This window comes from Sphingopyxis panaciterrae (assembly GCF_011762125.1).
Lineage (GTDB): Bacteria > Pseudomonadota > Alphaproteobacteria > Sphingomonadales > Sphingomonadaceae > Sphingopyxis > Sphingopyxis panaciterrae.
This window is the reverse complement of the sequence record NZ_JAASQN010000001.1, coordinates 1,120,055-1,133,004: the sequence shown is the minus strand read 5'-3', so window position 1 is coordinate 1,133,004 and position 12,950 is coordinate 1,120,055. Positions and strand designations below refer to the sequence as shown.

The 12,950-nt window shown below is 66.7% G+C and carries 13 protein-coding genes and 1 tRNA gene; 11 read left to right on the top strand and 3 right to left on the bottom strand.

The window, feature by feature from the left end; genetic code table 11:
• Positions 1-95 precede the first annotated feature (95 nt).
• Positions 96-980, bottom strand: a complete 885-nt coding sequence (serB, locus tag FHR22_RS05205; RefSeq protein WP_166939632.1) for a phosphoserine phosphatase SerB — start codon at positions 978-980, stop codon at positions 96-98.
• On the opposite strand from serB, the gene miaA reads away from it, so the two are divergent.
• From miaA to FHR22_RS05165, 8 genes are all read left to right on the top strand, one after another.
• A complete protein-coding gene (miaA, locus tag FHR22_RS05200; protein WP_166939630.1) occupies positions 979-1,938 on the top strand; it encodes a tRNA (adenosine(37)-N6)-dimethylallyltransferase MiaA in 960 nt (319 codons plus the stop codon). The genes serB and miaA overlap by 2 nt on opposite strands.
• Positions 1,939-2,025: 87 nt before the next feature.
• Positions 2,026-3,780: a biosynthetic-type acetolactate synthase large subunit gene (gene ilvB / locus FHR22_RS05195; protein WP_166939628.1), complete on the top strand. Its 1,755-nt coding sequence runs from the start codon at positions 2,026-2,028 to the stop codon at positions 3,778-3,780.
• A 4-nt stretch (positions 3,781-3,784) separates the two neighbouring features.
• Entirely contained in the window at positions 3,785-4,303 is a 519-nt protein-coding gene (gene ilvN, locus FHR22_RS05190) for an acetolactate synthase small subunit (protein WP_166939625.1), read from the top strand.
• Between the two features lie 123 nt (positions 4,304-4,426).
• On the top strand, positions 4,427-5,461 hold the full coding sequence (gene ilvC / locus FHR22_RS05185; RefSeq protein ID WP_166939623.1) for a ketol-acid reductoisomerase: 1,035 nt from the start codon (positions 4,427-4,429) through the stop codon (positions 5,459-5,461).
• 114 nt (positions 5,462-5,575) lie between these two features.
• On the top strand, positions 5,576-6,193 hold the full coding sequence (locus FHR22_RS05180; RefSeq protein WP_166939620.1) for a DUF6151 family protein: 618 nt from the start codon (positions 5,576-5,578) through the stop codon (positions 6,191-6,193).
• A 50-nt stretch (positions 6,194-6,243) separates the two neighbouring features.
• Positions 6,244-7,386, top strand: coding sequence for an 8-amino-7-oxononanoate synthase (locus FHR22_RS05175; protein ID WP_166939618.1), 1,143 nt, complete (start codon positions 6,244-6,246; stop codon positions 7,384-7,386).
• Positions 7,383-7,994: a dethiobiotin synthase gene (gene bioD, locus FHR22_RS05170; protein ID WP_166939615.1), complete on the top strand. Its 612-nt coding sequence runs from the start codon at positions 7,383-7,385 to the stop codon at positions 7,992-7,994. Before FHR22_RS05175 ends, bioD begins: the two co-directional genes overlap by 4 nt.
• A 103-nt stretch (positions 7,995-8,097) precedes the next feature.
• Positions 8,098-9,378, top strand: coding sequence for an adenosylmethionine--8-amino-7-oxononanoate transaminase (locus tag FHR22_RS05165; protein WP_166940783.1), 1,281 nt, complete (start codon positions 8,098-8,100; stop codon positions 9,376-9,378).
• A gap of 211 nt (positions 9,379-9,589) precedes the next feature.
• Here FHR22_RS05165 and FHR22_RS05160 read toward each other — a convergent pair.
• Both FHR22_RS05160 and FHR22_RS05155 read right to left on the bottom strand, forming a co-directional pair.
• Positions 9,590-9,665: transfer RNA gene (locus FHR22_RS05160), tRNA-Ala, on the bottom strand.
• 135 nt (positions 9,666-9,800) lie between these two features.
• Positions 9,801-10,124: a TIGR02300 family protein gene (locus FHR22_RS05155; protein ID WP_166939613.1), complete on the bottom strand. Its 324-nt coding sequence runs from the start codon at positions 10,122-10,124 to the stop codon at positions 9,801-9,803.
• 125 nt (positions 10,125-10,249) lie between these two features.
• Here FHR22_RS05155 and aroA point away from each other — a divergent pair, with 125 nt between their 5' ends.
• From aroA to FHR22_RS05140, 3 genes are all read left to right on the top strand, one after another.
• Complete coding sequence (gene aroA / locus FHR22_RS05150) at positions 10,250-11,584, top strand: 3-phosphoshikimate 1-carboxyvinyltransferase (protein WP_166939611.1); 1,335 nt, start codon at positions 10,250-10,252, stop codon at positions 11,582-11,584.
• A gap of 76 nt (positions 11,585-11,660) precedes the next feature.
• Entirely contained in the window at positions 11,661-12,188 is a 528-nt protein-coding gene (locus FHR22_RS05145) for a hypothetical protein (RefSeq protein ID WP_166939609.1), read from the top strand.
• Entirely contained in the window at positions 12,188-12,820 is a 633-nt protein-coding gene (locus FHR22_RS05140) for a (d)CMP kinase (RefSeq protein ID WP_166939607.1), read from the top strand. The genes FHR22_RS05145 and FHR22_RS05140 overlap by 1 nt, the downstream gene beginning before the upstream one ends.
• The last annotated feature ends 130 nt before the right edge of the window (positions 12,821-12,950 follow it).

The following is a 12,950-nucleotide window of genomic DNA, read 5'->3' as shown; positions in this document are numbered from 1 at the left end:
CAGCGGCAGCTTTCGACGTCAAGCGGGACCCCGGATCAAGTCCGGGGTGACGATGACGGACGGAGCAGCTATCGGCCGCAACCAGCCCCCTTGCCCTACCCCAGCACCCACGACCGCCGCGGATAGCCCTGCGCCCACAGCAGCGCGGTCAGGTCATGATGCCGGATCACCGCCGCCGCTGCCTCGGCCGCCGCCGGATGCGGATGATAGCCGATCCCCAGCCCCGCCGCGGTGATCATCGGAATATCGTTGGCGCCGTCGCCGACCGCCAGCGTTTCGGCGAGCGGCAGGCCGTGCTTCGCCGCCTCTGCCTTCAGCGTCTCGAGCTTCGCCGCGCTGTCGACGACGGGTTCGAGCACCTTGCCGGTCAGCTTGCCGCCCGCGATCTCCAACTCGTTCGCCACGATCTTGTCGAACCCGATCGCCTCGCCCACCGGCCCGGCGAAGGGCATGAAGCCCCCCGAAATCAGCACCGACCAGGCGCCATGCGCCTTCATCGTCTGCACCAGCGTCCGCGCGCCGCGGGTCAGCCGCACCCGCTCCTGGCGGCATTCGGTCAGCACCGTCTCCGCCATCCCGCCGAGCAGCCCGACGCGTTCGGCCAGCGCGGCGCGGAAATCGATCTCCCCGCGCATCGCACGCTCGGTGATCGCCGCGATCTGCGGCTTCAGCCCGGCATAATCGGCCAGTTCGTCGATACATTCGACGGTGATCATCGTCGAATCCATGTCGGCGATGATCAGCTTCTTGGTCCGGTCGCCGAGCGGCTGGACGATGACGTCGAGCGCGCCATGGTCCATCTTCGCCAGTTCGGCGCGCGCGCTCACCAGGCTGCCCTGAAAGACGATATCGGCGGCGTCATGCTCGTCGAGCCAATGCGGCGCCCCGACATCATGCCCCGTCGCCGCGAGCCGGTCGATGCCTTCGCGAACCACCTCGTCGGTCAGCTTTCCTGCTGCTATCAGCGTCGCGACGAACATGGCATCTCCTTTGATCTCTTCGGCGTCCAAACCGCCTCTCGCGCTTATTGCCGGACCCACCGCCAGCGGCAAGAGCGCTTTGGCGGTCGCCCTCGCAAAAACGCTCGAAAACGGGACCGTCGTCAACGCCGACGCGAGCCAGGTCTATGCCGACCTCGCCATCCTCTCGGCGCGCCCGGCGCCCAAGGAGATGGCGGGCGTCCCCCATCACCTCTTCGGCCATGTCGACGCCGCCGACGCGCATAACGCCGCACGCTGGGCCGAGGAGGCCCGCGCCGTCATCGCCGCGGCGCACGCCGCCGGCGACGTCCCGATCCTCGTCGGCGGCACCGGCCTTTACCTCCGCACCCTGCTCTACGGCATCGCGCCGGTCCCCGAAATCGATCCCGCGATCCGCGATGCGGTGCGCGCGATGGCGGTCGCCGAGGCCCATGCCGCGCTTGCGCAAACCGATCCCGCCGCGGCATCGCGCCTGAACCCCGCCGACCGCACCCGCATCGCGCGCGCGCTCGAGGTCGTACAATCGACCGGCCGCACCCTCGCCGACTGGCAGCAGGCGCGCGAGGGCGGCATCGCCGACGCCATCGCGCTCACCCCGCTCATCCTGCTGCCGCCGCGCGACTGGCTGCGCGACCGCTGCGACCGGCGGCTCGAACAGATGTTCGCCATGGGGGCGATCGACGAGGCGGCAGCGCTGCTCGCGCGCGGTCTCGACCCCGATCTTCCGGCGATGCGCGCGATCGGCGTGCCGCAGATCGCGCGCCACCTCGCGGGCGAAATCACCGGTGCCGAGGCGCTCGTGCTGACGCAGGCGGCAACGCGTCAATATGCAAAGCGCCAATTCACGTGGTTCCGCCATCAGCCCCCAGCGGGCTGGCCGCGCCATGAAGAGTCATTATCGGTCTATAATATCGATGAATTAGCAATAATATTACGTAATAGACTGTTGACAAGATAGAATCATACACCTATTGCCCGCAACCTTGTTGCAGCGCACAAGCCCATCGGCTCGTGCCTCTGCACGTTTGCAGGAAGGAGTTTCGTCGTGACGGAAATGAGTGGTGCCGACATGGTGGTTCAGGCGCTGGTCGACCTTGGGGTCGATACGGTGTTCGGCTATCCGGGCGGCGCGGTCCTTCCCATTTATGACGCGCTCTACAAGCACCCGACGATCCAGCACATTCTTGTCCGCCACGAACAGGCGGCGACGCACGCCGCCGAAGGCTATGCGCGCTCGACCGGCAAGCCCGGCGTCGTGCTGGTGACCTCGGGTCCCGGCGCGACCAACGCGGTCACCGGCATCACCGACGCCCTGCTCGACTCCATCCCGATGGTCGTGCTGACCGGCCAGGTGTCGACCGCGCTGATCGGCACCGACGCCTTCCAGGAATGCGACACGGTCGGCATCACGCGCCACTGCACCAAGCATAATTACCTCGTGATGGACCCCGAACGCCTCGGCCCGATCCTCCACGAGGCGTTCCATATCGCAACCCACGGCCGCCCCGGCCCGGTGGTGATCGACATTCCGAAGAATGTGCAGGTCGCGACCGGCGAATATGTCGTGCCCGAAAATATCCTGCACAACAGCTACCGGCCGCAGGTCGAACCCGACGGCGATGCGATCGCCCGCGCCGTCGCGATGATCGCCGCTGCCGAACGCCCGGTCTTCTACACCGGCGGCGGCGTGATCAACGCCGGTCCGGCTGCCAGCGCGGCGCTGCGCCAGCTCGTCGCGCTCACTGGTGCGCCGGTCACCTCGACCTTGATGGGGCTCGGCGCCTTTCCGTCGGACGACGAAAAATGGCTCGGCATGCTCGGCATGCACGGGACGTACGAGGCCAATATGGCGATGAACCGCGCCGACCTGATCATCGCGGTCGGCGCGCGCTTCGACGATCGCGTCACCGGCCGCCTCGACGCTTTCTCGCCCGATTCGAAGAAAATCCACATCGACATCGACCGCAGCTCGATCAACAAGATCGTCCCCGTCGACCTCGCCATCGTCGGCGACGCCGGCCGCGCGCTCGCCGCGATCGTCGCCGACTGGCAGGCGGCGGGTCACAAGGCGCGCGACCTTGGCGAATGGTGGCGCCGCGTCGACGGCTGGCGCGCGACGCGCTGCCTCGACTTCCCCGAAAAGAAGGAAGCCGACGCCGAAATCATGCCGCAGCGCGCGGTCAAGGCGCTGTTCGACGCGACGCGCGGCCGCGACCCGATCGTCACCACCGAGGTCGGCCAGCATCAGATGTGGGCGGCGCAACATTTCGGCTTCGCGGACCCGAACCGCTGGCTGACCAGCGGCGGGCTCGGCACGATGGGCTATGGCTTCCCGGCCGCGGTCGGCGCGCAGATCGCCAATCCGGACCGCCTCGTCATCTGTATCGCGGGCGAAGCCAGCCTGCAGATGAACATCCAGGAAATGGGCACCGTCGCGCAGTACCGCCTGCCGGTGAAGATCTTCATCCTCAACAATGAATGGATGGGGATGGTCCGCCAGTGGCAGGAACTGACGTACGAAAGTCGCTATTCGAACAGCTATTCGGACAGCCTGCCCGATTTCGTGAAGCTCGCCGATGCTTATGGCTGGACGGGCCTGCGCATCGACACACTCGGCGAACTGGAAGCGGGGATCCAGACGATGCTCGACACGCCGGGCCCGGTGATCGTCGACTGCCGCGTCGCCAAGCTCGCCAACTGCTTCCCGATGATCCCATCGGGCGCGGCGCACACCGACATGATCCTCCAGCCGAGCGACGTCACCGGCACGATGGACGACGAAGCCAAGGCACTGGTGTAAAATCATGAAAATCAAGACCGAAGCCGGCGAGCGCCATGTGCTCGCCATCACCGTCGATAACGAAGCCGGGGTGCTCGCCAAGATCACCGGGCTGTTCACCGCGCGCGGCTATAATATCGAAAGCCTGACCGTGGCCGACATCACCGCCGACCATGCGCTCAGCCGCATCACCATCGTCACCTCGGGCCCGCCGCCGATCATCGACCAGATCATCGCGCAGCTCGACCGGCTCGTCCCCGTGCACAAGGTCGTCGACCTCAACGACGCGGGCGAGGCGCATGTCGAGCGCGAGATCGCACTGGTCAAGGTCGCGGGCACCGGCGACAAGCGGATCGAGGCGCTGCGTCTCGCCGACGTGTTTCGCGCCAAGGTCGTCGACACGACGCTGTCGAGCTTCATCTTCGAAATCACCGGGAACAGCGACAAGGTCAACCGCTTCATCGCGCTGATGCGCGAATGCGGGCTGGTCGAGGTCGGCCGCACCGGCGTCGTCGCCATCGCCCGCGGGCCGGAGGCGCTTTAGAATTTACGCATTGGGTTTCACTATCGTCACCCCGGACTTGATCCGGGGTCCCGCTCAGCAACGTTTAGAAGCGGGACCCCGGATCAAGTCCGGGGTGACGGCAGAAAAATAGGGAAGAAGAACATGCAGGTTTATTATGATCGCGACGCCGACCAGGATCTGATCAAGGGCAAGAAGGTCGCCATCGTCGGCTATGGCAGCCAGGGTCACGCGCATGCGCAGAACCTGCGCGACAGCGGCGTCAAGGACGTCGCGATCGCGCTCCGCCCCGGCTCGGCAACCGCGAAAAAGGCCGAAGGCGCCGGCTTCAAGGTGCTGTCGAACAAAGAAGCCGCCGAATGGGCCGACGTCATCATGGTCGCCGCTCCCGATGAACATCAGGCGAAAATCTATGCCGACGACCTCGGCCCGAACATGAAGCCCGGCGCCGCGCTCGCCTTCGCCCACGGCCTCAACATCCACTTCGGCCTCATCGAAGCCCGCGGCGACATCGACGTCTTCATGGTCGCGCCGAAGGGCCCCGGCCACACCGTGCGCAGCGAATATCAGCGCGGCGGCGGCGTCCCCTGCCTGATCGCGGTCGCCCAGGAAGCCAGCGGCAACAGCGGCAACGGCCACGCCAAGGCGCTCGCCCTCTCCTATGCGTCGGCGGTCGGCGGCGGCCGCAGCGGCATCATCGAAACGACCTTCAAGGAAGAGTGCGAAACCGACCTCTTCGGCGAACAGGCGGTGCTGTGCGGCGGCGTCACCCATCTGATCCAGGCGGGTTTCGAAACGCTGGTCGAGGCGGGCTACGCCCCCGAAATGGCCTATTTCGAATGCCTCCACGAAACCAAGCTGATCGTCGACCTCCTCTATGAAGGCGGCATCGCCAACATGCGCTATTCGATCTCGAACACCGCCGAATATGGCGACATCAAGACCGGCCCGCGCATCATCACCGACGAGACGAAGGCGGAAATGAAGCGCGTCCTCGCCGACATCACTTCGGGTCGCTTCGTCAAGGACTTCGTGCTCGACAACCAGGCCGGCCAGCCCGAACTGAAGGCAAGCCGCAAGGCCGCCGCCGCGCACCCGATCGAAAAGACCGGCGCCGAACTGCGCGCGATGATGCCGTGGATCGCCAAGAACAAGCTGGTCGACAAGGCGGTCAACTGACGCCTCCCGACCGTCCTCGTCATTGCGAGGAGCGTAGCGACGAAGCAAACCAGGGCGGAATACACCGCACTGGATTGCTTCGCTTCGCTCGCAATGACGGCTAAAGGGGGCAGCATGGCAACCTCTTTCGCCAACTCCGGCCTCGCCTTTGCCTGTAAATGCGGGGCCGTTTCCGGGACATTGCTCCGCGTCGGCCCGGATCAGGGCGACCATGTCATATGCCATTGCACCGATTGCCAGTTTCTCGCCCGCCACCTCGGCCATGCGACACGCGTGCTCGACGCGCACGGCGGCACGGCCCTGTATCAATCGCGCTGCGCCCGCGTGCGGATCGCCTCAGGCCGCGACCGGCTCGCCTGTCTGCATCTGACCGGCAAGCCGACCTTGCGCTGGTATGCCGCCTGCTGCGGCCTGCCGCTGTTCAACAGCTACGCGAACGGCAAGATTCCCTATATCACGACCCAGCTCGCCGCCTGCGATCCCGTGGCGCGCGACCGGCTCGTCGGTCCGCCGCTCGGCCATCTTTTCACGCCGGACGGCATCGGCGACACCGCCCAGCTGCCCGCGATGAGCATGGCCGCGTTGATGCGCCGATTTTTCCCGCGCATGATCAAAGACATCGTGTCAGGAGACCGGCGGCGCTGTGACCTTTTCGACCCCGCGACGCTGCTACCGATCGCCACACCGCGCCAACTGACCGCCGAGGAACGCTTCGCTCAGCGCCGCCGCTGAACGCGCCCGGACAGGCTTGTCATTACCGATATTCAGCCTAGGAAGCGCCGATGCCGTCTCATCCCCGCCCTTTCGCCACCCACCGCGCCGACCTCGACGCGCTTGCCGCCGACAATCGCCGGCGCGCGCTCATTCCGCGCGCCGGGGTCGATTTCGCCTCGAACGACTATCTCGGCCTCGCCGGATCGGATGTTCTTCGCGAAGCGCTCGCCGCCGGGATCGCGCGCGGGCTTCCCGCCGGGTCGGGCGGCTCGCGCCTGCTGCGCGGCAATCACGAAGAGCATGAAGCGGTCGAAACCCATGCCGCGCGCCATTACGGGCACGAAGCGGCGCTGTTCTTCTCCACCGGTTTCGCCGCCAACGCCGCGCTCTTCGCGACGCTGCCGCAACGCGGCGACCTGATCGTCTATGATCGCCTGATCCACGCCAGCGCGCACGACGGCATGAAGCTCGGCCGCGCCGAGCGCGCCGCGGCGGCGCACAACGACCCGCAAAGCTTTGACGATACAATCGCGGCATGGCGCACAGCGGGCGGCACCGGCACGCCGTGGATCGCGGTCGAAAGCCTCTACAGCATGGACGGTGACCGCGCCCCGCTCGCCGACCTCGCCGCCGTCGCCGACCGCCACGACGCCATACTCGTCGTCGACGAAGCGCACGCCACCGGCGTCTATGGCACCGCGGGCGCCGGGCTCGCGCACGGCCTCGCCCGCCGCGACAACCTCATCACCCTCCACACCTGCGGCAAGGCGCTCGGCGCCGAGGGCGCGCTGCTCTGCGGCCCCCAGATCGCCCGCGATTTCATCGTCAACCGCGGCCGCCCGTTCATCTTCTCGACCGCGCCGTCGCCGCTGATGGCGTGGCTCGTCCGCCAGGCGCTCGAAATCGTCGCGACCCAGCCCGAACGCCAGGCGCACCTGCAATCGCTCGTCCGTTACGCCGAAACGCGCCTCGCCGCGCTCGGCCTGCCCGCCAGCGGCACCCAGATCCTGCCCGTCGTGATCGGCGACAATGCGCGCACGATGCGCATCGCCGGCGCGCTACAGGATGCGGGCTTCGACGTGCGCGGCATCCGCCCGCCGACGGTCGCGCAGGGCACCGCGCGTCTGCGCATCGCGATCACGCTCAATGTGGGCGAACGCGACATCGACGCGATGGCCGACACGCTCGCCGCCGCCATGGCCGCCGCATGACGCGCCGTTTCGTCGTCACCGGCACCGACACCGGGATCGGCAAGACCATCTTCTCCGCCGCGCTCGCCGGCGCGCTTCAAATCCCCTACTGGAAACCGATCCAGTCGGGGCTCGAGGAGGAAACCGACAGCGAAGCCGTCGCCCGCCTCGCCAAGGTGCCGATCCATGCCGAGGCCTATCGGCTCGTTACCCCGGCCTCGCCGCATCTTGCCGCCGCAATCGACGGGGTCGCGATCGACCTCGACGCACTGACCCCGCCGGAAGGCGATCTCCTCATCGAAGGCGCGGGCGGCGCGCTCGTCCCGGTCACCCGCCAGCTTCTCTACGCCGACCTTTTCGCGCGCTGGCAGATCCCGGTGATCGTCTGCGCGCGCACCAGCCTCGGTACGATCAACCACAGCCTGCTGACGATCGAAGCGCTGCAATCGCGCGGCGTCCCGATCCACGGGCTCGTCTTCCTCGGCGACGCGATGGAGGACAGCGAAACCATCATTCCCGAAATCGCGGGTGTCCGCCGCCTCGGCCGCCTGCCCATCATCGACCCGCTGACGCCGGGAAATCTGGCCGCAGCTTTCGCCGCTAACTTCGATCTCGCCGACTTCGATTAAAATCCGTCACCCCCGCGAAGGCGGGGGTCCCGCTGGCGGCGCAAACAAGCCAAAGCGGGATTCCCGCCTTCGCGGGAATGACGAAGGAGAGTAGGGCGATATGATGAATTCGAACCCATCCCCCGTCTGGCACCCCTTCACCCAGCACGGTCTCGGCGACCCGGTCCAGCCGATCGCCCGCGGCGAAGGCGCGCGCCTCTATGACGCAGACGGCCGCTACTGGATCGACGCCATATCCAGTTGGTGGGTCACCACCCATGGCCATGGCCATCCGCGCATCATGGCCGCGATCCGCGCCCAGTCCGAAAAGCTCGACCAGCTTATCTTCGCTGGCTGGACGCACGAACCCGCCGAGACGCTCGCCGCCGAACTGGTCCGCATCACCCCCGATCCGCTGACCCGCGTCTTCTTCTCGGACTCGGGCTCGACCAGCGTCGAGGTGGCGCTGAAGATGGCGCTCGGCTATTGGTTCAACATCGGCGAACCGCGCAGCCGCATCCTCGTCCTCGATCATAGCTATCATGGCGACACCATCGGCACGATGTCGGTCGGCGAACGCGGCGTCTACAACCGCGCTTGGCAGCCTTTGCTGTTCGACGTCGACACCATCCCCTTCCCGTACGCAGGGCAGGAACAGACGGCGCTCGACGCGCTCGAAGCCGCCTGCGCCACCCCAGAAACCGGCAACGCGCCCGCCGCCTTCATCGTCGAACCGCTGATCCTCGGCGCCGGCGGCATGCTGATCTACCCTGCCTGGGTGCTCGCCGAAATGCGCGCGATCTGCGCGCGCCACGGCGTCCTCTTCATCGCCGACGAGGTGATGACCGGCTGGGGCCGCACCGGCACCCGCTTCGCCTGCGACCAGGCGGGGGTGATCCCCGACATCGTCTGCCTGTCGAAGGGCCTGACCGGCGGCGCCATCCCGCTCGCCGTCACGCTTTGCATCGAACCCATTTTCGCGGCGCATTTCTCCGCCGACCGCGGCAAGGCCTTTTATCATTCGTCGAGCTATACCGCGAACCCCATCGCCTGCGCCGCGGCGAACGCCAATCTCGCCATCTGGCGCGACGAGCCCGTGCAGCAGCGCATCGACGCGCTCGCCGACGCGCAGGGCGCGCATCTCGCGATCCTGGCTCACGACCCGCGCGTCCAGAACCCCCGCCGCCTCGGCACCATCGCAGCGCTCGACATCGCCGTCCCCGACGACGGCTACCTCTCGAACCTCGCCCCGCGCCTGACCGCCTTCGCCCGCGACCGCGGCGTCCTGCTCCGGCCGCTCGGCAACAGCGTCTATGTGATGCCCCCCTATTGCACCATGCCGGACGACCTCGCGCAGGTCTGGGACACCATCGGGGCGGCGCTGGACCTCGGCGCGGGCGGATAGGCTGCTAATGGCGGTTAGCGGACGCACAGTCTTTAGCCCCTCCCCTTTAGGGGAGGGGCTTGATTAAACAAACGTCCGCTCCCCACCCCAAGGCGGACATTCCTCCGTCGGCTTTACAAGCGATATAATCGCCAATCGGAACGTCCCGCTTCGCGGGCCAACGCCGGTTTCGGATAAGTTGGAAAGCGCGCTCTCGCGTCGCTTGGGGAAATGGTGGAGCCTAGCGGGATCGAACCGCTGACCTCCTGCATGCCATGCAGGCGCTCTCCCAGCTGAGCTAAGGCCCCGTAACATTTCACTGTGCCGCCCTCGCCAATCTTCTTGGCTGCTGCGACCGGGACGCCGCCTTTAGCAGCGCCGCCGAGTGATGCAAGGGGCCAAATGCATCTCGCGATGCCTTTTTGGCCCCTTGCAGGAAAAAATCAGGTTTCGACGTCGTCGTCGTCGCCGGTGGCCACGCCCAGATCGTCGTCCCCGCCCAGATCGACATCATTGTCGGGCGAATCGCTGTCCTCGTCGACATCGACGTCCAGGTCCAGATCCTCGTCGGCACCTTCTTCCTTGTCGACCTTGCCGGGCTTCTCGATCTGCTCGAACGGCATCGGCTGTTTCGATTTCAGCACCGATTCCGGGATCCAGGCATAGCCGCAATTGATGCAGCTGATGGGATCATCCTTGGTCAAATCATAGAATCGCGTGGCGCATTTCGGGCAGCTACGCTTGGTGCCCCATTCAGCCTTCACCATAAATGCCTCATAACCTTCTGGAAACGGGATAGAAATATCGGAAGAGCGACGTCAGCTGAACAGCTAACCGTCAAATCGGCGTGCGCCTTGCCAGATTGCAAGGCCGCTGTCAAAAGCCGCACGCCATGACCGATCACACCTCCACGCCGCGCGCCTTTTCCGCTTCCGTTCCGCTCAGAGGTAGGATCGCGATTCCGGGCGACAAGAGCATTTCGCACCGTTCGCTGATGCTGTCGGCGCTGGCGGTCGGCGAAAGCCGCGTCACCGGGCTGCTCGAGGGGCACGACGTTCTTGCCACTGCCGCCGCGATGCGAGCGATGGGGGCGACGATCGAACGGCGCGAAGACGGCGAATGGCGCATCCATGGCGTCGGGGTCGGCGGGCTGCTCCAGCCGCGCGAGGCGCTCGACATGGGCAATAGCGGCACCTCGACGCGCCTGCTGATGGGCCTCGTCGCCAGCCATCCGATCACCGTCACCTTCATCGGCGACGCGAGCCTTTCGGGCCGCCCGATGGGACGTGTCATCGATCCGCTGTCGCAGATGGGCGCCGACATCAGCGCCTCGCCGGGGGGCCGGCTGCCGCTGATGGTGCGCGGGCTCACCCCCGCCATTCCCCTCGCCTATCGCCTGCCGATGGCCTCGGCGCAGGTGAAGAGCGCGGTTCTGCTGGCCGGGCTCAATACCCCGGGCATCACCGAAGTGATCGAACCCGTACCGACCCGCGATCATAGCGAGCGCATGCTGAAGGGCTTCGGCGCCGACCTCGACGTCGAAACCGCCCCCGACGGCACCCGCCATATCCGCATCCGCGGCGAGGCCGAGCTGAAACCGCAGACGATCACCGTCCCCGGCGACCCATCGTCGGCCGCCTTCTTCATCGTCGCGGCGCTGATCGTGCCCGGATCCGACGTCATCATCGCCAATGTCGGGCTCAACCCGACGCGCGCCGGGCTGGTCGAGGTCCTCCGCCAGATGGGCGGCGATATCATCCTCCTGAATGCCCGCGACGTCGGCGGCGAGCCCGTCGCCGACCTGCATGTCCGCCACAGCGCGCTGAAGGGCATCGCGGTCGATCCCGCCGTCGCGCCGAGCATGATCGACGAATTCCCGATCCTCTTCGTGGCCGCGGCGCTGGCCGAAGGGCGCACGACGACGACTGGCCTCGACGAATTGCGCGTCAAGGAAAGCGACCGCCTGACCGTGATGGCCGACGGCCTGAAAGCGATCGGCGCGCGCGTCGAGGAGCGCGAGGACGGGCTGGTCATCGACGGCACAGGCGGCGACCCGCTGCCCGGAGGCGCCGGGGTGGCCGGCCATCTGGACCACCGCATCTGCATGAGCTTCGCGATCGCGGGCCTCGTCAGCCATGCCCCGATCACGATCGACGATGTGGCGCCGGTCGCGACCAGCTTTCCCAATTTCGAGGCTTTGCTCGATCAGTTGCAGGGAAAACTGTGATCGCCGTCATCGACGCCACCGCGCGATCGTGACAGGATAGCGCCTCGATTTCAGGTAATTATGAGGATTTGACACGATGAAACTGAAAACCGCCGCCGCGATGACCGCGCTCATCCTCGCCCTGTCGGGCGGCGTTGCGCATGCCGGCGAAAGCGTCGCCGATCCGTTCGACCGCGCTGACGAAAGCTTCTCGCGCTACCCGCTCAACCTGCCGAGCACGCCGCAGCTCGTCGGCCGGCTGACCAACGGCGATGTCTGCGACGATGATGGCATCGCGTGCGAATGGGAAGATGATGCCGGCGTCCATCATATCTTCGCGGGCGAGACGCTGGCGATCAAGACGGTCGACGTCGCAGCGCTCGGCACCCGCAATATCAGCGCGCTGAATATCGGTACGGCGCGGACGCGCGGCGATGTGCTGGCGAAAGTGCGCGCCTTCCTGCCCGAAATCACGATCGACTGCCTCGAAGCGGACAAGGCAGGCCAGGGCAACGGCATTGCGTCGTGCGAAGGATCGTTCGCCAATGGCGGCTGGTTCAAATTGCTGTTCGGCCCCGACAACCGGCTGACGAGCGCGCGCATCGACGCGTTCCAGATGAACTGATGATCATCGCCGTCGACGGCCCGACCGCGTCGGGAAAAGGCACGATCGCAAAAGCGCTTGCCGATCATTTCGGCCTGCCCGTGCTCGACACCGGGCTGCTTTATCGCGCCGTCGGCTATCAGACGCAGCTCGATCATGGCGACGCCGACAAGGCCGATGACGCGCTGGCCGCGTGCGATTTTCCCGACAGCCTGCTGGGCGATCCGGCGCTCCGCTATGAAACGACCGGCGGGCTCGCGAGCCGCGTGTCGGTGCACCCCGCGGTGCGTGCGGCGCTGTTTCAGCGGCAGCTCGATTTCGCGAACCAGCCCGGCGGCGCGGTGCTCGACGGACGCGACATCGGCACCGTGATCGCCCCGCATGCCGACGCCAAGCTGTTCGTCACCGCCGCCGCCGACGTGCGCGCGCGCCGGCGCTTTACCGAGATGCAGGCGCGCGGGGTCACCGTGACTTACGATGCCGTGCTTGCCGATATCCACGCGCGCGATGCGCGCGACACCGGCCGCGCCGACGCGCCGCTCCTGCGGGCCCCCGATGCGGACTTGCTCGATACGGGCAATTTGACTATAGGCGACGCCGTCCAACAGGCGATTGCGCTGGTTGAGGCACGGACAGGCCGCCGCTCGACATGAGCGTCGGGCGTGATGGGGTTCACCCATCGCGCCCCTTTTGCTTTGCCCATGCCTTTCCCCGCGCCCGCTTCGCGGATGTTCTGCATCGCATCCGGCGGGCAGGACGGATCGGCCACAAGACCAGCGGAAC

What these genes read in the sequence shown, in the direction of transcription:
- serB (WP_166939632.1), bottom strand. Translation starts at nt 980, where the DNA reads ATGTTCGTCGCGACGCTGATAGCAGCAGGAAAGCTGACCGACGAGGTG.
- ilvN (WP_166939625.1), top strand. Translation starts at nt 3,785, where the DNA reads ATGAAAATCAAGACCGAAGCCGGCGAGCGCCATGTGCTCGCCATCACC.
- bioD (WP_166939615.1), top strand. Translation starts at nt 7,383, where the DNA reads ATGACGCGCCGTTTCGTCGTCACCGGCACCGACACCGGGATCGGCAAG.
- miaA (WP_166939630.1), top strand. Translation starts at nt 979, where the DNA reads ATGGCATCTCCTTTGATCTCTTCGGCGTCCAAACCGCCTCTCGCGCTT.
- FHR22_RS05140 (WP_166939607.1), top strand. Translation starts at nt 12,188, where the DNA reads ATGATCATCGCCGTCGACGGCCCGACCGCGTCGGGAAAAGGCACGATC.
- FHR22_RS05165 (WP_166940783.1), top strand. Translation starts at nt 8,098, where the DNA reads ATGAATTCGAACCCATCCCCCGTCTGGCACCCCTTCACCCAGCACGGT.
- FHR22_RS05180 (WP_166939620.1), top strand. Translation starts at nt 5,576, where the DNA reads ATGGCAACCTCTTTCGCCAACTCCGGCCTCGCCTTTGCCTGTAAATGC.
- FHR22_RS05175 (WP_166939618.1), top strand. Translation starts at nt 6,244, where the DNA reads ATGCCGTCTCATCCCCGCCCTTTCGCCACCCACCGCGCCGACCTCGAC.
- FHR22_RS05155 (WP_166939613.1), bottom strand. Translation starts at nt 10,124, where the DNA reads ATGGTGAAGGCTGAATGGGGCACCAAGCGTAGCTGCCCGAAATGCGCC.
- FHR22_RS05145 (WP_166939609.1), top strand. Translation starts at nt 11,661, where the DNA reads ATGAAACTGAAAACCGCCGCCGCGATGACCGCGCTCATCCTCGCCCTG.
- ilvC (WP_166939623.1), top strand. Translation starts at nt 4,427, where the DNA reads ATGCAGGTTTATTATGATCGCGACGCCGACCAGGATCTGATCAAGGGC.
- aroA (WP_166939611.1), top strand. Translation starts at nt 10,250, where the DNA reads ATGACCGATCACACCTCCACGCCGCGCGCCTTTTCCGCTTCCGTTCCG.